The organism is Thalassospira profundimaris, from assembly GCF_003326675.1.
GTDB classification, from domain to species: domain Bacteria; phylum Pseudomonadota; class Alphaproteobacteria; order Rhodospirillales; family Thalassospiraceae; genus Thalassospira; species Thalassospira aquimaris.
The window spans coordinates 28,798-46,087 of sequence record NZ_JPWF01000002.1 but is presented as its reverse complement, the minus strand read 5'-3'; the positions used below and the strand labels follow the sequence as shown (position 1 = coordinate 46,087).

General features: G+C 54.2%; 16 protein-coding genes. 11 read left to right on the top strand and 5 right to left on the bottom strand.

Annotated features, from left to right (window positions below):
• Nucleotides 1–2: 2 nt before the first annotated feature.
• Nucleotides 3–443 (bottom strand): tripartite tricarboxylate transporter TctB family protein, encoded by a 441-nt coding sequence (locus TH19_RS02795; RefSeq protein ID WP_114100828.1) that lies wholly within the window; start codon nucleotides 441–443, stop codon nucleotides 3–5.
• Between the two features lie 78 nt (nucleotides 444–521).
• Nucleotides 522–1,487 carry a Bug family tripartite tricarboxylate transporter substrate binding protein gene (locus tag TH19_RS02790; RefSeq protein ID WP_114100827.1) on the bottom strand — a complete coding sequence of 322 codons (966 nt, stop codon included), beginning with the start codon at nucleotides 1,485–1,487 and terminating at the stop codon, nucleotides 522–524.
• Between the two features lie 184 nt (nucleotides 1,488–1,671).
• On the opposite strand from TH19_RS02790, the gene TH19_RS02785 reads away from it, so the two are divergent.
• From TH19_RS02785 to TH19_RS02775, 3 genes are read left to right on the top strand one after another with little or no spacing between them, the layout of a single operon-like run.
• Nucleotides 1,672–2,343: a response regulator transcription factor gene (locus tag TH19_RS02785; protein ID WP_114100826.1), complete on the top strand. Its 672-nt coding sequence runs from the start codon at nucleotides 1,672–1,674 to the stop codon at nucleotides 2,341–2,343.
• A gap of 1 nt (nucleotide 2,344) precedes the next feature.
• Nucleotides 2,345–3,730 (top strand): sensor histidine kinase, encoded by a 1,386-nt coding sequence (locus TH19_RS02780; protein WP_114100825.1) that lies wholly within the window; start codon nucleotides 2,345–2,347, stop codon nucleotides 3,728–3,730.
• A complete protein-coding gene (locus TH19_RS02775) occupies nucleotides 3,727–4,800 on the top strand; it encodes an ABC transporter substrate-binding protein (RefSeq protein WP_114100824.1) in 1,074 nt (357 codons plus the stop codon). Before TH19_RS02780 ends, TH19_RS02775 begins: the two co-directional genes overlap by 4 nt.
• Nucleotides 4,801–4,866: 66 nt before the next feature.
• On the opposite strand, the gene TH19_RS02770 is transcribed toward TH19_RS02775, so the two are convergent.
• The gene (locus TH19_RS02770; RefSeq protein WP_114100823.1) at nucleotides 4,867–5,673 is read right to left on the bottom strand and encodes an alpha/beta fold hydrolase; all 807 of its coding nucleotides are present in this window, start codon (nucleotides 5,671–5,673) and stop codon (nucleotides 4,867–4,869) included.
• Between the two features lie 127 nt (nucleotides 5,674–5,800).
• A complete protein-coding gene (locus TH19_RS02765; RefSeq protein ID WP_114100822.1) occupies nucleotides 5,801–7,003 on the bottom strand; it encodes an aspartate transaminase in 1,203 nt (400 codons plus the stop codon).
• 320 nt (nucleotides 7,004–7,323) lie between these two features.
• Between TH19_RS02765 and uvrB the strand changes: the two genes are divergently transcribed.
• Both uvrB and TH19_RS02755 read left to right on the top strand, forming a co-directional pair.
• Entirely contained in the window at nucleotides 7,324–9,459 is a 2,136-nt protein-coding gene (uvrB, locus tag TH19_RS02760) for an excinuclease ABC subunit UvrB (protein WP_114100821.1), read from the top strand.
• Between the two features lie 156 nt (nucleotides 9,460–9,615).
• A complete protein-coding gene (locus TH19_RS02755; protein WP_181846283.1) occupies nucleotides 9,616–10,386 on the top strand; it encodes a substrate-binding periplasmic protein in 771 nt (256 codons plus the stop codon).
• Nucleotides 10,387–10,470: 84 nt separating this feature from the next.
• On the opposite strand, the gene msrP is transcribed toward TH19_RS02755, so the two are convergent.
• The gene (msrP, locus tag TH19_RS02750) at nucleotides 10,471–11,439 is read right to left on the bottom strand and encodes a protein-methionine-sulfoxide reductase catalytic subunit MsrP (RefSeq protein WP_114100819.1); all 969 of its coding nucleotides are present in this window, start codon (nucleotides 11,437–11,439) and stop codon (nucleotides 10,471–10,473) included.
• A gap of 224 nt (nucleotides 11,440–11,663) precedes the next feature.
• Here msrP and TH19_RS02745 point away from each other — a divergent pair, with 224 nt between their 5' ends.
• The 6 genes from TH19_RS02745 to TH19_RS02720 all read left to right on the top strand — a co-directional run bounded on the left by TH19_RS02745 (nucleotide 11,664) and on the right by TH19_RS02720 (nucleotide 17,262).
• Nucleotides 11,664–12,557, top strand: coding sequence for a LysR family transcriptional regulator (locus TH19_RS02745; RefSeq protein WP_114100818.1), 894 nt, complete (start codon nucleotides 11,664–11,666; stop codon nucleotides 12,555–12,557).
• A gap of 89 nt (nucleotides 12,558–12,646) precedes the next feature.
• Nucleotides 12,647–13,510: a putative hydro-lyase gene (locus tag TH19_RS02740; RefSeq protein ID WP_114100817.1), complete on the top strand. Its 864-nt coding sequence runs from the start codon at nucleotides 12,647–12,649 to the stop codon at nucleotides 13,508–13,510.
• 24 nt (nucleotides 13,511–13,534) lie between these two features.
• Complete coding sequence (locus TH19_RS02735) at nucleotides 13,535–14,587, top strand: TRAP transporter substrate-binding protein (RefSeq protein ID WP_114100816.1); 1,053 nt, start codon at nucleotides 13,535–13,537, stop codon at nucleotides 14,585–14,587.
• A gap of 28 nt (nucleotides 14,588–14,615) precedes the next feature.
• Nucleotides 14,616–15,164, top strand: coding sequence for a TRAP transporter small permease subunit (locus TH19_RS02730; RefSeq protein ID WP_114101203.1), 549 nt, complete (start codon nucleotides 14,616–14,618; stop codon nucleotides 15,162–15,164).
• Nucleotides 15,161–16,441 (top strand): TRAP transporter large permease, encoded by a 1,281-nt coding sequence (locus TH19_RS02725; protein WP_114100815.1) that lies wholly within the window; start codon nucleotides 15,161–15,163, stop codon nucleotides 16,439–16,441. Before TH19_RS02730 ends, TH19_RS02725 begins: the two co-directional genes overlap by 4 nt.
• Before the next feature lie 137 nt (nucleotides 16,442–16,578).
• Nucleotides 16,579–17,262, top strand: coding sequence for a DUF2848 domain-containing protein (locus TH19_RS02720; RefSeq protein WP_114100814.1), 684 nt, complete (start codon nucleotides 16,579–16,581; stop codon nucleotides 17,260–17,262).
• The last annotated feature ends 28 nt before the right edge of the window (nucleotides 17,263–17,290 follow it).

The following is a 17,290-nucleotide window of genomic DNA, read 5'->3' as shown; positions in this document are numbered from 1 at the left end:
ACTCACAAAAGCGGTGCCAGCAGACCTTCTGGCAGGTTCAGGCCCAGCAAAAAGTCACAAATGCCGTATCCGATGATGCCGGTCGCACATCCAAAGGCGATGGCGTGCAGGCGGTTTGCGCCCAGCATGACGGAAAAGAGACTGCAGAACAGGGCGGTTGAAACCACAAAGCCAAGCGGTTCATAAAGTTCTGCGTAGCCCAGCAGCATAAAGACAAGGATCAGCAAACGAAGCCAGACACTGCGTGCGAGTGCCAGTCGGATGGGATCAGGGCGAACAAGGATGTAAAGGCTGCACAACAGGAAGACGATGGCCAATACCTGTGGCCATGTTTCCGGTCCGAGCGGGTCATATTGAAAAGGCGCCTTGATGACGGCAAAGGCAACATAGGTGTAGATGCCGCCTGCAATCAGGGCACACAGGGCAAATAGGCGATCAGCCATTGGGATCTCCGGCCTAGCGAGCGCAAGAAAACAGGCGATCCCCCACAGGGAGAAAGGGGGACCGCCCATGTTTGGCGATTACTGGATCAGGCCAGCTTCTTTGGCGATGGCGCGAAGCTTCTGGATGCGTTCCTTGACATTGTCATCAAGGTCCTTGCCTGCGATGTTGAGCGGCAGAAGGCCTTTGTCATGCTGGATTTTGGCGAATTCTTCGCTGCCATAGGCTTCCTTGAAGGCTGCTACCCATTTGTCATAGGCATCGTCAGAAACGTTTTTGCCCATGTAGAAGCCGCGTATGATGGTCCATTCCGCGTCATAACCAAGTTCCTTGGTGGTCGGGATGTCGGCAAACGGTGCCGGCAGACGGTCCGGGGACATCACAGCCAGAACACGGAGCTGACCGGTTTCAAGATGTGCGGTCATTTCACCGATGTCGCCGGTATAGACATCGATGCTGCCACCCAGAAGACCGGTCAGAGCGTCGCCGCCACCATCATAGGCAACATAGATCATTTTGCGCGGGTCACGGTCGACGGCCTTCAGCAGAAGGGCTGCTTTCATCCAGTCCTGCGAACCAACCGAACCGCCTGCACCGATTGCAAGGCTGCTTTCATCGGCTTTGACCTTGTTCATCAGGTCATCAAGGGTTTTGAATTCGCTGTCGGCACGGACAATAACGGCACCGAAATCAGCACCGACGGTTGCCAGAAAACGAACGTCGTTTTCGGTCCATTCGCCATATTTGCCCGTCGCGATGTTCAGAAGCGAGCCGGAAGAAAAGGCGACGATGGCATTGGGGTCATCGGTACGGGTGGTGTTGAACAGCGTGATGGCAACGGCGCCGATGCCGCCAGGCATGAAGCTTACCTGCATCGGGTTGCCAAGTTTGTCACCGATTCCACCCTGTGCGACGCGGCAGGTCAGGTCAAAACCGCCACCCGGTTTTGCCGGTGCAATGCATTCAGGTTTTTTGATATCTGCGGCATGTGCGCTTCCAAAGAAGCAGCTGGCCATGACAACAGATGCTGCGAACAGCTTTTTCATAATGGTATCCTCCCGTTGGATTATTGTTTCCGCGTATCAATCGTCGATCCGCAAGATTGCTATACGCCACGAGACTGACCTTGCCATGACGGTGTTCTGACGGGAGGCTGACCGCTTCCTGACCTGAAGCTGACATCAAATGTAACAAATTGTAAGAAGCCGAAACCGAGCCTAAAATCCGGCCATGCGAATTCTTTTGATCGAAGATAATGAAACACTCGCGGAGACGATCACCGATCGTTTGACCGCGGACGGCCATGCCATAGATTGCGAGCGCGACGGCGAGCTTGCGAATGATCTGTTGCGCCACAAGCAGTTCGATCTTGTTCTTATGGATATCAATCTTCCGGGGCGCAGCGGGTTCGAGATTTTGCGATCCATGCGTGCGCGCGGCGATACCACACCGGTTCTGATCCTGACCGCAAGATCGGAAATTGATGATCGTTTGATCGGGCTTGATGGCGGGGCGGATGATTATATCGTCAAACCGGTTGATCTTCGGGAACTGGCCGCACGGTGCCGCGTTTTGATCCGTCGACGGACCGGGGCGGCATCAAATGAATTTCGTGCGGGAAATCTTGTATTTGACCGGGCGGCAAAAATTGCGACGATTGACGGGCGCGATGTTGAATTGCGCAACAGAGAAGTACAGTTGCTTGAAATCTTTATCGGCAATCTGCAACGTGTTCTGACCAAGGAAGATCTGGCCGATAAGGTGTATTCGTTTGACGAAGCACCAAGCATGAACGCGGTCGAGCAGATGGTCACCCGGTTGCGCAAGAAACTGAGCGGCGGGCCGATCATCCTCAAGACCATTCGGGGACTTGGCTATATTGCCCATATTGCGGAAGAATAAGGTGGCGGTTCAACATTCCCTTCGCCAGCGGCTTTTGGTCAGCATGGCGGCCGGGTTTGCGATCATCCTTGTCAGTATTGCCATCGGTATCTGGAGCTATGCCAGGGATGCGGCCAATCATTCCTATGACCGCCTTCTAAGCGGGGCGGCGTTTGCCATTCTGGAACGCACATTGGTAACCCCCAATGGTCCCGGGGTTGAAATCCCCTATTCCGCACTTGAGATGATCGGGCTTGCGGAAAGTGACCGGGTATTTTACCGCATTTTTGCAGCTGATGGCACGACCCTTACCGGGTCTGAAAGCTTGCCGGTTCCGGATCAATACCGCCCGACGGACCAGCCGGTTTTCTTTGATACCCGTTATAGCGGCGAAGATGTGCGCTTCCTGCTTCAGGGGCGGTTTCTGGCCGGGGCCGGTTATGGTGACTGGGTGGTTGTTCAGATCGGACAGACACGCATTGCCCGGGATGCCTTTGCCCGGGAAATGATGATCAATGCGATTGCGCTTTTGTTGTTTGTCACGGTGATCGGGCTTGGGTTTGTCTGGTTCGGGATTAACCGGGCGCTTTCGCCGCTGATCGGGATTGAACGACAATTGCGCCACCGCGAACCGACCGATTTTTCACAGATCCTGATCACGCCGCCACGTGAAGTTGCCAGCCTGACCCGTTCGATCAACGGGCTTATTTTACGACATAAGAAAAGTCTTGATAACGCGCAGGCCTTTATCGCCGATGTCGCGCATCAAACCCGAACATCCCTTGGCGCGTTACATGGATTGCTTGAAAGTGCCAGCCGTCAGCCAGATGCGGAACAAAGACAGGTCCGCATCGCCCAGGCCGAAGAACAGGCGGAAAGAACAATTCGTCTGACCAATCAGTTGCTTTCGCATGCCATGATCATTCATCGCGCCGATAATACGCCGCTTGAACGCAAGGTTCTAATTGATGTCATCCGTGCGGTGTTTGGCGACATCATTCGGGATTATCTGAAATACGATACGGACTTTTCCATCGAAAGCGACGGGGAACCGGATACGCACACATATGTGATGCTTGATGAAATCGGGATCCGGGAAGCGTTGCGTAACCTGATTGACAACGCGATCAAACATGGGGCTGCCCCGCACAAGATCGATATTGTCGTGCGTTCATCGGGTTCACATTGCCATCTGATAGTTGATGATAACGGGCCGGGGATCGAGGGTGCGAAACATGCGTCGGTGCTGCAGCGGTTTTCAAGTCTGAGCACCGGTACGGGCCTTGGTCTTGCCATCGTCAAGGCGGTGGCGGACCGGCATGGTGCGGACCTTAATCTTGCGCAGTCACCAAATGGTGGCTTGCGGGTAGAGATGGTGTTTCCTGTGGTCGGAGGGGCAGAAGAATGACAATGCCACGGGGCAATATTTTGTCGGCCTGCATGCGGGTTTTGATTGCGATATTTGTTGCGATGGGGGCGTCAGTTTGGGGCACCCAAGCATCTGCACGCGTGCAGGTGCATGTCTGGTCAGCGACCGATACGTCGGCGGTTGAGCCCTTTATCAAGGTGTTCGAGGCGCGCTATCCGGACATTGACGTTGTCTATAGCGAGTTCAATACCAGCGAGCTTTATCAGGTTGTCATGTACAACATTGATAACCCGAAGATGGAAGCCGATGTGATCATCAGTCCGGCCATGGATTTGCAGGTCAAGCTGGTCAATGAAGGACTGGCATATCGGTTTGAACCGGAAAATGCCGACGCGATCCCCGGCTGGGCGCAATGGCGAAACGAGCTTTATGGATTTTCCTTTGAGCCCGCGGCACTTGTTTACAATAAGAAGGCGTTTGCCGGATTAAAGAACCCGGTTTCCCATACCGACCTTTCCAATCTGGTGCGTGACAATCCGGAATTGTTCAGCGGAAAAATCGGGACATACAACATCCGGCAATCGGGGATTGGCTATTTCTTTGCCACCCAGGATGCAATTCAGAATAACCAGACATCGCGTTTGACCGAAAGTTTTGGTCGTGCCGGGGCAAAGCTTTATTGCTGTTCTTCGGAAATCCTTGATCGGATTGCAACCGGGGAACTGGTTCTGGGCTATAACGTGATCGGGTCCTATGCGATTGCCGCCGCCGAAAAGAACCCGGATATCGGTGTTTACTTCCTGCGGGATTACACAATCACAATGAGCCGCACGGCCTTTGTGCCCAAAACGTCGCAGGCCAAATACCAGGCCCAGCTTTTTATCGACTTCCTGCTTTCGCGCGATGGGCAACAGGTTCTGGCAGACAATTCATCCCTGATTCCGATCAACCAGAATGTGGAAACGGTTCTGACACCGCATCTGGAAAACATTCCGGTTTTTCGGGTGAAGCTGGGCATCGGACTTTTGGGTTTTCAGGACGAGCTTAAAAAGAATAGCTTCCTAGAGGATTGGGAATCCTCGATTTTATGGAGCGGTGGTCAGAGATAGACTGCCCTGGGCATCATGGAAAATTCAAGCCCCGGTGACGGAATGTGACCGGGGCTTTTGCATGGGTCAGGCATCAGCAAGTTCGGCAAGGCCGAGATGTTTCAGGCTGGCGTCGATCACCTGATCGGGTTGATCGAAATGCGGGATGTGGCCGCAATCCTTGATCAGCATTTTGGTAGCTGGGCCGCCGACATTGGCGCAGATGGTGTCGACCTGATCGTCACTGCCGAACTGGTCGTCATCGCCCTGAATGACCAGAAGCGGGCAGGTGATGTTGGCCAGTTCATCCACCATGTTCCAGTCGCGAAATGCCGGTTGACGCCAGGTATCGACCCAGGCGCGGAACACCGCATCGGTCTGGAAGAAGTGATGGCGTTCTAGCTTTGATTTCCAGTCGGTATTGGCATAGATGCCCGCCGCATCGTTGATCCCGGCAATCGTGACGTCTTCGACATAGACGTGGGCGGCCTCGGAAATAACTGCGGTGACATTGTCCGGGAAGCGGGCCGCATATTTAAGCGCAATGGTCGCCCCGTCACTGTGGCCAAACAGGATTGGTTTGATCAAACCCAGTTCGGTGATCAGGCCATGCAGATAGATGTCGCTTTCGGTGTTGTGGAAATCAATCGCACGCGGGATATCACCATCGGCATGCGGGTCGGATCGACCATGCCCGCGCCGTTCATAGACAATCACCGGATGGCGGGTTGCGGCGGCAAGCTTGGCGGGGAAATCCCGCCACATGCGGATCGTGCCCAATGCTTCATGCAGGAAGATGATGGTCGGGGCGTCTTTGCGGACGTCATCGGGTATGATCCGCTGACAGGACAGGCTTATCCCGTCGACGGTGGCATAGAAGGTTTCATTTTTCATGTCTTGTCCGATTTATCGGTAATTCAGTGCGTAATTGTTGAATTCGATAATGGACAAAAAAACAGGGCCCGGCAAGTGCCGGACCCTGAATGATTATTCCTGATCCCGAAAATCGGGAACAGAAACCTTATTTCAGTGCTGCGCAAGCACGTTTGATACGTGCGCATGCTTCGGTAAGGGCCGCATCCGATGTCGCATAGGAAATGCGGAAATACGGAGCCAGACCGAATGCCGAACCCTGAACCGCAGCAACGCCTTCTGCTTCGAGCAGGTAGGTGACGAAGTCGGTGTCGGTTTCGATTTTCTTGCCATCCGGGGTGGTTTTGCCAATGGCGCCCGCACAGGACGGGTACACGTAAAACGCACCTTCCGGGGTTTTGCACGACAGGCCTTCGCATTCGTTCAGGGCTGCGACAACAAGGTCACGGCGCTTTTTGAAGACTTCTGCGCGTTCTTTCAGGAAGTCCTGCGGACCGTTCAGAGCTTCGACCGAAGCAGCCTGGCTGATCGAGGAGGTGTGGGTGCTTGACTGCGACTGAACCTTGTTGATCGCTTTGATCAGGTCTTTCGGGCCCGCAGCATAACCAAGACGCCAGCCGGTCATCGCATAGGATTTCGACACACCGTTACAGGTCAGCGTACGCTCTTTGAGTTTCGGCTCGATCTGGGCGATGGTGGTGAATTCGAAACCGTCATAGACGAGGTGCTCATACATGTCGTCAGACATGACATAGACGTTTTCGTGTTTCAGAAGAACGTCGGCAATCGCACGCAGTTCGGCACGCGAATAAGCAGCACCAGTCGGGTTCGACGGCGAGTTCAGAACAACCCATTTGGTGTTAGGCGTGATCGCAGCTTCGAGCTCGGCAGCGGTGATTTTGAAGTCGTTTTCTTCCTGGCATTCGACCACGACCGGGGTGCCCTCGGCCATCAGGGTCATGTCCGGGTAGGAAACCCAGTACGGTGCCGGGATGATGACTTCGTCGCCCGGGTTCAGCGTTGCGAAGAACGCGTTGAACAGGGTCTGTTTGCCACCACAACCAACGGTGATCTCGTCGATAGTGTATTCCAGGTCGTTTTCACGCTTGAACTTCTCGACAATTGCCTTGCGCAGCTCGGGAGTGCCAGCAACCGGAGTGTACTTGGTCTTGCCAGCATCGAGCGCTGCTTTGGCAGCTTCTTTGATGTTGTCGGGGGTATCAAAATCCGGCTCGCCTGCGCCAAGACCGATAACGTCAACGCCAGCTGCCTTGAGTTCAGCGGCTTTGGTGGTTACGGCAATGGTGGGAGATGGTTTGATACGGCTCAAACGGTCGGCAATAAACGCCATTGGTCTGTTTCCCTGGAATGAAAAAAGAAGTGAAAAGAATCGCGTTCTTTCGGATCGGACCCTACGCCTGCCCTAGAAGAGTTTCAAGGCAGATTCTCGCCATTTGCGGGTTCTTTGGGATGAATTTATCCAATTTTCGGGCCTGTATGCGCTTTGATCGGGAAGAACAGGATGCATAACGTCAGTGATCGGGCATTGTTCCGGGAAAACTGATCCTGACGTCTCCTGACATTTCCTGACAGGAGCTGTCAGGGGTGGGGCTTGCGATCAGGCGTATCTGACTTATAACTAGGGGCAAGATCAAAAGAGGGATTTGCCCGATGGATGCGCTACCGGAATTTCTGACCAAACGTCGCCCGCCCGTTGAAGGTTCGCGGGAATTCAAGCTGGTGACGGATTATCAGCCCGCCGGCGATCAGCCATCGGCCATCGCCGAACTGATGGCGGGCATTGACGGCCATGAACGCGATCAGGTTCTGTTGGGTGTGACCGGGTCGGGCAAGACCTTTACCATGGCCAACATCATCGCCAATACCCAGCGCCCGGCACTTGTCCTTGCGCCAAACAAGACTTTGGCGGCACAGCTTTATGCCGAGATGAAGGGCTTCTTCCCGGAAAACGCGGTCGAGTATTTCGTTTCCTATTACGACTATTACCAGCCCGAAGCCTATATCCCGCGTACCGATACCTATATCGAGAAAGACAGTTCGATCAACGAACAGATCGACCGGATGCGTCACGCCGCAACCCGCGCCATCCTTGAGCGCAATGATTGTATCATCGTGGCATCGGTATCGTGCATTTACGGTATCGGCGCGGTCGAAACATATCTTGAGATGACCCAGCGCATTGCGGTTGGCGACGAGTTTGATCGCAACGACATCATGAAGCGATTGGTCGAGTTGCAATATACCCGCAATGACGCGGCCTTTTCGCGTGGCACCTTCCGGGTGCGTGGTGATGTTCTTGAAATCTTTCCGGCCCACGCCGAAGACCGTGCATGGCGCGTTTCAATGTTCGGTGACGAGATCGAGGAACTGGCAGAGTTTGACCCGCTGACCGGGCATAAATTTGCAACCATGGATTCGGTCACGGTTTATGCGAACTCGCACCATGTGACACCGCGCCCGACCCTTGTGCAGGCGATGGCCGGCATCAAGCAGGAACTGAAAGACCGTCTGGCCCAGTTCCGCGAAGAGGGCAAGTTGCTGGCAGCCGAGCGGATTGAACAGCGCACGACCTTTGATCTTGAGATGATGGAAACGGTTGGCCATTGCAAAGGGATTGAAAACTATTCCCGCTGGCTGTCGGGCCGTAATCCGGGCGATCCGCCGCCGACCCTGTTTGAGTATCTTCCGGAAAACGCGTTGCTGTTTGTCGATGAAAGCCACGTGGCTGTGCCGCAGATTGGCGGCATGTTCAGAGGCGACTATAATCGCAAATTTACCCTGTCCGAGCATGGGTTCCGCCTGCCAAGCTGCGTTGATAACCGTCCTTTGAAGTTCGAGGAATGGGAAGCCATGCGCCCGCAAAGCGTGTTTGTTTCGGCAACACCGGGCAATTGGGAAATGGAACGCACCGGGGGCGTTTTTGCCGAACAGGTGATCCGTCCGACCGGGCTTATTGATCCGGTTTGCATCATCCGTCCGGTTGAAACCCAGGTCGATGATCTTTTGGGCGAAGCCAAGGCATGTGCGGCCAAGGGGCAGCGTGTTCTGGTCACGACCCTGACCAAACGCATGGCCGAAGATTTGACCGAATATTTGCACGAACATGGCGTTCGTGTGCGGTATCTGCATTCCGATATTGATACGCTTGAACGTATCGAGATCATCCGTGATTTGCGACTGGGCGTGTTTGACGTTCTGGTCGGCATCAACCTTTTGCGCGAGGGGTTGGATATCCCGGAATGTGCGCTGGTTGCTATTCTGGATGCGGACAAGGAAGGGTTCCTGCGTTCCAAGACGTCACTGGTTCAGACCATTGGCCGTGCGGCGCGTAACGTTGACGGTCGGGTGTTGCTGTATGCCGACAAGATGACGGACAGCCTGGAATATGCGATTGGCGAAACCAACCGCCGCCGTGAAAAGCAGATGGCCTATAACGAGGAACATGGCATCACGCCTGAAACGGTGCGAAGCAAGATCAACGATGTTCTCGAAAGTGTGGCGGAACAGGATTACGTCACGGTCGATACCGGCGTTTCGGGCGATACATTGATCGGCCATAACCTGCGTGCGCATATCGAAGATCTTGAAAAACGGATGCGCGAAGCGGCAGGCAATCTTGAATTCGAAGAAGCAGCTCGTCTGCGTGACGAGATCAAGCGTCTTGAGGATCAGGAACTTGGACTGGCCGAAGCAGGCCCGATGGCGCGCAAGATCGGCACCAGCGGACCGGGATCAAAATCAGCCAATGGACCCAAATATAAAGGTCGACGTCGCAAGGGCCCATAACCTTGCATGGCACAGTTGCTCGATTGATGGTTGATGAATATTCATTCATATCAATATAAGCCGTGGCAATCGGTGCAACGAAACCCAATCTGCAAATGAAGGGGCAGTTTAGCGCCGGTTCAAACTGTTGGGTCGTGCCAGATGGAGAATATCTTGGTGCAGCGCTTGGTCTTCGCGATGATGTTCTGTGCCTTTGGTTTGATCAGCCTTTTGGTGGCTGTTCAACCATCGGTGGCGCGCACCCTGATTGTTGCGGTCAATAATGCGCCGCCCTATCGGGTCATATCGGTCTACACCAACAGCGCGTCCTATTCCGGAATTTACATTGACGTTATCCGCGACGCGGCAAAGCGCATCGGGCTTGATCTTTCGTTTGAGGTCGTGCCGTTCAAACGTGCCTTATATTTGCTTGAACGCGGTGAGGCGGATTTGATGTTGGGCCCGAACCGTACCGATGAACGCCAGAAATATATGTATTATTTCGGCGCGGCCTTACCCGACGAGCCCAAGGCCGTCTATATCAACGAGATTGGCGCAGAAATACGCGACATCAAGGATCTTGATGAAAGGTCGGTTGGTGTCCTGCGCGGGGCAAATTACAACCGCCAATTTGACGAAGCCAAAGGAATCCGTCTGGTCGAGGCCGCGGATTACAGTACGCTGTTTCGAATGCTTGATATGCAGCACATCAATGCGCTGATCGTGCCCGAACTTCAGGCCGTCGAACAAATCAAGCGGGAAGGGCCGTATCATATCCGCAAGGCGGAACTGGTTTTGCAGGGGCAGCCATCCTTTATCGCGATTTCCCGCCGGTCAGACTATTTCACCGATGGCAGTTTTACAGAACTGGAACGGGTTCTTGTCGAAATGCGGCAGGATGGCACGTTTGGTCGAATTTATAGCCGCTATGCAACGCCAGCACAGTAGTGCGAAGACGTAAAAGAAAACGCTGACAACCATGCAGAATTGTCAGCGTTTTCGATTTTGTGATCCGGAACGGACAGGGAGGGATCACATAAACAGTTTCTCGTTTTCCATGCCCTTGTAGATATCGGCCACGTATTCGCCATAACCGTTGTAAATCTGTGTCGGGACACTTTCGCCGTTATTGAGCAGTCGCTCGTAAGCCTGGCTCCAGCGTGGATGGGGAACACCGGGGTTCACATTGGCCCAGAAGCCGTATTCGTCGCTGTTGATGTCTTCCCAAAAGCTTTTGGGGCGCTGATCCGTGAAGGTAAAGCGGACGATGGATTTGATGTTTTTAAATCCGTATTTCCATGGCGTGACCAAACGCAGTGGCGCGCCATTCTGTTTGGGCAGTTCTTCACCGTAGATGCCAGTGGCGATCATGGTCAGTTCATTGGTGGCCTCGGCCATAGACAGGCCTTCGACATAGGGCCAAGGATACCAGAACTGACGCAGGCCTGGCATGGTGTCCTTTTGGCTGGCAGTTTCCATTTCGACATATTTGGCACCCGACAGCGGTTTGGCGAAATCAACCAGCGCCTTCATCGGGAAACCGGACCAGGGAACGGTCATTGCCCATGCTTCGACACAGCGGAAACGATAGACACGTTCTTCGAGCGGCATCTTGCGCACGAGGTCTTCGAAATCAATTTCGATCGGATTTTCGACCAGACCGTCAATCTTGACCGTCCATGGACGGGTGTTCATGGCCTGGGCGGCCTCGGAAATCGATTTGTGGGACCCGAATTCATAGAAGTTGTTATAGGTCAGCGCCTTGGCCTTTTCGGTCAGTTCGCGATCAACCGTATAGGCGGGATTGCGGGCAACCGGATAAAGGGAGGCGGTTGATGCCGCACCCTGTGCAAACGCGCTGCCAAGCGGCAAGGATGCGGCTGTCGCACCGATGGAACCGGCAGCGATGCCTTTCAGAAACTGTCGACGGTTTTGGTAAACCGATTGCGGTGTTGCGTCGCGTTCCGGGATTTCCCAACCCTTCTTTCGGCGTATCAGCATGTCGTCCTCCAATTGCGCAGTTGATCCACTGTCCGTGCAAAAGCCGCTTTGGGCAAGTCACGCCTCGGTGATCAGTTGGTGAAATGCCATCGAATTCACCTGCTTAGGCCCGAGGTTCTACGTCAAAAGTGGGTGATCTGATCAAGCGAACGATCAATTGATCGTGCGAAGTGATCGGATGGCGGGTAGAATGATCGCAAACAACATTGATCAGGGTGGATTGCGTGTTTGAATTCAAGGATATCGAAATTCTGCAAGATATCGTCAAGGCGGGCGGTTTTCGCGCCGCTGCACAGAAATATAACCTGTCACAATCGGCGATATCGGCCCGTGTATCGGGGCTTGAGAAGAAACTGGGTATCATGCTGTTTGATCGCAGCAACCGGCAGGTCCGCTTGACGGCGGCCGGTTTGCGATTTGTCGAGGAAGCCCAGCGTCTGTCGCGGGCACGTGATCGTATCTGGCAGGAACTGACCCATCCCGGTGAACTGAGCGGAACTGTGCGGATCGGCGTTGCCGAAACCATCGTGCATACGCTTTTGACCGATATGCTTAACAAGTTGAAGGATGACTTTCCGAAGGTGCGTTATGAGTTGTCGGTGGATACATCCGGGCAGTTGGGCAAGGCACTTGAAAATGACGAGATGGATGTTGCGATCATGCTGCGCGAATCCGTGCCCCAAGGTGCGGTGGCAGCCCCGTTAAAGCCGGTCGAACTGGGATGGTATTGCGCCGAAACGATGGAATTGGGGGACAAACCCCTGTCGTTAAGTGAGTTGGCAAGCCATGCAATCGTGACATTTCCAAAAGGTACGCCACCGTTTCGCGAGGTCGAAAGCATCTTTGCCGCGCCCGATATTTCGCAACCGGCACTGCATGGATCCGCATCGCTTTCAACCGTGAAACATCTGGTCGCGGGCGGCTTCGGGATTGGGGTTTTGCCGACCTTGATGGTCAAAAATTCCGTTTGGGATGAACACATTAAGCAGATTCCTGTGCGGGATGAAGCATCCCTTACCGCGCTTCATTTTGTCATCACCTATTACCCGGAACGAAACCGTGAAATCGGTGCGGCCGTGCAGGAGGCTGCAAAATTGTTTGATCAGATTGATCGTTAAATACGATCAAAAAACAGATAAAATGATTTCTTGACAAGATCGGTCCCGTTTCACAATCTTTGTAAAGAGGCAGAGAATGGGACTGAAAAATGAACGCGTCACAAAGCGCCACCCGTTCCGTTGACACCGCAAAGGAAGCTATATCGTCGATAACGCCACTGGCGTTGCGCAAGGCGATCCGAAGCGGCGAACATACAGGGACAACTACCGGCTATTCTTCGGGTTACCTTCAGGGCAACCTGGCGATCCTGCCGGCTGACTATGCAGATGAGTTTCTGCAATTCTGTGCAAAGAACCCAAAATCATGCCCGTTGATCGGGATGTCCGAACCGGGATCACCCCACATCCCGGCACTGGGCGCGGATCTTGATATCCGCACCGATATTCCGGGCTATCGCATTTTCCGTGGCAGCACCGATTTTACCAGCACCAGTGACCTGACCGATGTCTGGCGTGATGATCTGGTAACGTTCGTTCTGGGCTGTTCGTTTTCCTTTGAAGCGGCAATTACCCGTGGCGGTGTGCCTGTGCGTCATATGGATGCGAACCGCAACGTGCCGATGTATGTGACCAATATCGAAACGTCGCCTGCCGGCCGTTTCCATGGTCCGTTGGTGGTTTCGATGCGCGCCTTTACGCCCAGCGATGCGATCCGGGCGATCCTTTATTCTGATCGATATCGTTTGGCCCACGGGGCACCGGTTCATATCGGTGATCCGTCGCAAATCGGTATCGCCGATATCATGAAACCGGACTTTGGAGATGAACCCGTCATTCATGAAGGGGACATTCCGGTTTTCTGGGCGTGTGGAGTCACGCCGCAGATGGCAATTCGCAATGCCTTACCTGAATTTGCCATTACGCACGAACCCGGCTTGATGCTTGTGACCGATGTCCTTGCCGAAGCCGCGGAATTTTCCCTTCAGACCAAACCTGAAACAAACCAATCATAAACGTTACATCAGAGGAGTTTTCTTATGAAAAAGATGGTTTCTTCGCTTTTGGCAGTTTCTGCCCTTGGTGCGGGCTTTGCCGCAACCCCGGCATTCGCCGAAGACCTTTCGGTCGTTGGCAGCTGGAGCAGCCTGCCGCTTTATAAGCAGTACGAAAATCCGTTCTGGACCGAAACGTTCCCGGCAGATTCCAAAGGCGCATTCAATGTCGAGATGACCACCCATGACCAGATGGGCATCGGTGGCGGTGACGTTTTCCGTATTCTCAGCGACGGCGTTTTCGACATTGCGATGACCGTTGGTGATTATGCAGTTGGCGATGCACCGGAGCTTGAAGGCCTTGACGTGCCGCTGGTCGCAAACACCGCAGCCGAAGCAAAAGCAATGGTCGAAGCAGCCCGTCCGATGGTTGATGACATCTTTGCAGAACGTTTCAACGCCAAAGTTCTGGCCGTTGCACCGTACCCGCCGCAGGTTGTTTTCTGTGCGGGTGAAGTCAACACCCTTGCCGATCTTAAAGGCAAGAAAGTCCGTGGTTCGGGCCGTATGACCACCAAGTTCCTCGAAGCACTGGGTGCGACCGGCGTGAACGTTGCCTTCTCGGAAGTTCCGGGTGGTCTTGAGCGTGGCGTGATCGATTGTGCCGTTACCGGTGCCGGTTCGGGTTACAGCGCAGGCTGGTGGGAAGTTTCCGATCACCTGATGACCATTCCGCTTGGTGGCTGGGATCCGGTTGTGACCGCGATGAACATGGACAAGTGGAACAGCCTGAGTGCCGATCAGCAGTCCTTCATCATGGATGAAGTCAAAACCAAGTTCGAAGCACCGGCTTGGGCGTCTGCCGCAGACGCACTTAAAACCGATGTTGCCTGCCTGACCGGCAATGGCACCTGCCCGGCAGGTGAATCCGCCAAAATGAAACTGGTTGAAGTTTCCGAAGCGGACGTTGCCAAAGCCAAGGAAATCCTGACCACCACGGTTCTGCCGGAATGGGCAGAGCGCGCAGGTAACGATTGGGTCAAACGCTGGAATGATAGCGTTGGCGCGACCGTCGGTGTTACCGTACCGCTGAACTAATCAAAAGTGTATGGCGGAGACCGAAATCGTGACCCAAAAACTGATTGCGGCCATCCGCCGCACCAACCGCATGATCGCGCTGCTCGTCGGACTTGTTCTGATGGGCAGCGTGGCCCTGATCATCGCCGAGATTTTGCTGCGTGAAGTTGGCATCTCGCTTGGCGGGTCAGAAGAAATTTCAGGTTATGTCATGGCAGGTGTTGCAAGCTGGGGGCTGTCCTTTGCCCTGACCGAGCTTGCCCATGTCAGGATCGACCTTATTCGTCTGAAATTGAAGCAGCGCGGCAAGGCATTCCTTGATTTGCTGTCGATTGTTGCACTTGCCGGTGTGGCATCGGTTGTCGCCATTCAATGCTGGCCGGTTCTGGCCAAGACCATCGAACGTGGATCAACAGCCAATACGCCGCTTGAAACACCGCTTTGGATTCCGCAGATCATCTGGTTTTCCGGATGGCTGTGGTTCGCGGTCTGTTCCTGTGCGCTGGTGATCCTTACCCTGAGTCTTTTGATGCGACGCGATCTTGAACAGGCGGATACGCTTGTTGGTGCCCGCTCTGAACTGGAGTTGGAAGCATGATTTTCGCTGTTACCGCATCCTTGCTGGGTCTTTTGGCCCTGTCGATCCCGGTCGGGATTGTCCTGTTCCTTTTGGGGATTGGTGTTGATCAGTTCTTTACCCCGTTTCCGCTGTTGCGCGGGCTGGGTCAGGTTGTCTGGTCTTCGTCAAATTCATCAACTCTGATCGCCATTCCGTTCTTTGTGCTGCTGGGTGAAATTCTGGTGCGCGGCGGGATTGCTGCGAAAACCTATGAAGCGCTTGATAAGTGGTTCTCCTGGCTGCCCGGTGGCCTGATCCATGCCAATATCGGCACGGCAACCATGTTCTCGGCAACGTCGGGTTCCTCGGTCGCCACGGCGGCAACTGTTGCAACGGTTGCGATGCCCCAGGCCGAAAAGCTTGGTTATGATCCCAAACTGTTTTCCGGTGCGATTGCCGCAGGTGGCACACTGGGCATCATGATCCCGCCATCGATAAACCTGATCGTTTACGGGTTCCTGACTGAAACATCGATCCCGCGTCTGTTCCTGGCCGGTCTGGTGCCGGGCCTTGTGATGGCGGTGGCCTTCATGCTGGTGACTGCGGCGCTTTGCAAAGTCAAACCGTCGCTTGGCGGGCAGAGCCGGTCCTTTACCTGGTCGGAACGTTTCGTCAGCCTGAAGCATTTGCTGCCCATTCTGGTGCTGTTCTTCGTGGTGATCGGATCGATCTATGCCGGTTGGGCGACCCCAACGGAATCCGCCGCAGTTGGTGTTGCCATCGCGCTTTTGATTGCCGGTTTCAACAAGGGTGTTTCCAACGAGATGATCAAGCTGTGCCTTTTGGGCACGGTGCGGATTACCGCGATGATCATGCTGGTGATTATCGGCGCCTATTTCCTGAACTTCACCCTGACTGCGGCCGGTATGGGCCGCGAGCTTAAGGAACTTCTGGTCGGTCTTAATCTGAGCCCGATGGGGACCCTCTTGGTGGTGATCGCGCTTTATATCGTGCTGGGCTTCTTTATCGAGACCCTGTCGCTGATGGTGGCGACCATTCCGATCATTGTCCCGATCATGGTTGGTATGGGCTTTGACAAGGTCTGGTTCGGTATCCTTCTGATCGTTCTGATCGAGATGGCCCTGATTACCCCGCCGGTCGGATTGAACCTTTATGTCGTGCAGGGTGCGCGCAAGAACGGACGTTTGTCCGAGGTGATGCTGGGTACCATTCCGTTTGTTCTGGTGATGGTGGCCATGATCGTCGGCCTGATCTTCCTGCCCGACCTTGCACTGTTCCTGCCCGAATATCTCTGATCAGGCAGGTCTGAATTCCTTAAATAACCGAGGCGGAATACGAGCCGGACAACCCGGTTCGTATTCCTGCCCCGCGTCCGGTCCCGGCTTCCCCAGCCCGACGGATGATCGAAAACAAATGAACCCGGATTACAAAAATGCAGATGAATTTCACCCTTGCGGGCAAAGAAATCGCCTTTGATATCACCCATTGCACCGTTGCCGGCTGGACCGGGCGCGATGCCCATGCCATCCAGCATCACATTGACGAACTGGCCGCAATCGGCGTAAAGCCGCCTTCAAGTGTGCCGCTTTATTACCGTACCGCATCGGGCATGGTGACCCAGCAGGACGTGATTGAAGTTGTTGGCAAAGGTACATCGGGCGAGATCGAACCGTTCCTGATCGCAAGTGACGGTGTGCTGTATATCGGTCTGGCATCGGATCACACCGACCGCGAACTTGAAGCGCATTCGGTTGCCCTGTCCAAGCAGATTTGTGAAAAGCCTGTCGCACAAGATATCTGGCGTTTTGACGAAGTCGCCGATCACATCGAACAGATCGAAATGCGGTCGTGGATTTCCGAGCAGGATGGCGATGACTGGGTTCTGTATCAGGAAGGCACGATTTCCTCGATCCGTCCGTTGACCGATCTGATTGACGGTTCGGGTCTGATGTCATCGACCCCGGCAGGCAAGGCATCGGTGATGCTGTGCGGGACCCTTGGCGCCAAGGGCGGCGTGCGTCCGGCAAAACGTTTTAAAATGGCATTGCATGATCCCGTGCTTGGCCGCACGATCGAACATTCCTATACAATCAATGAATTGCCGGAAATTGCCTAAGCCAGTTTCCGTCTGAAACAAAACGACA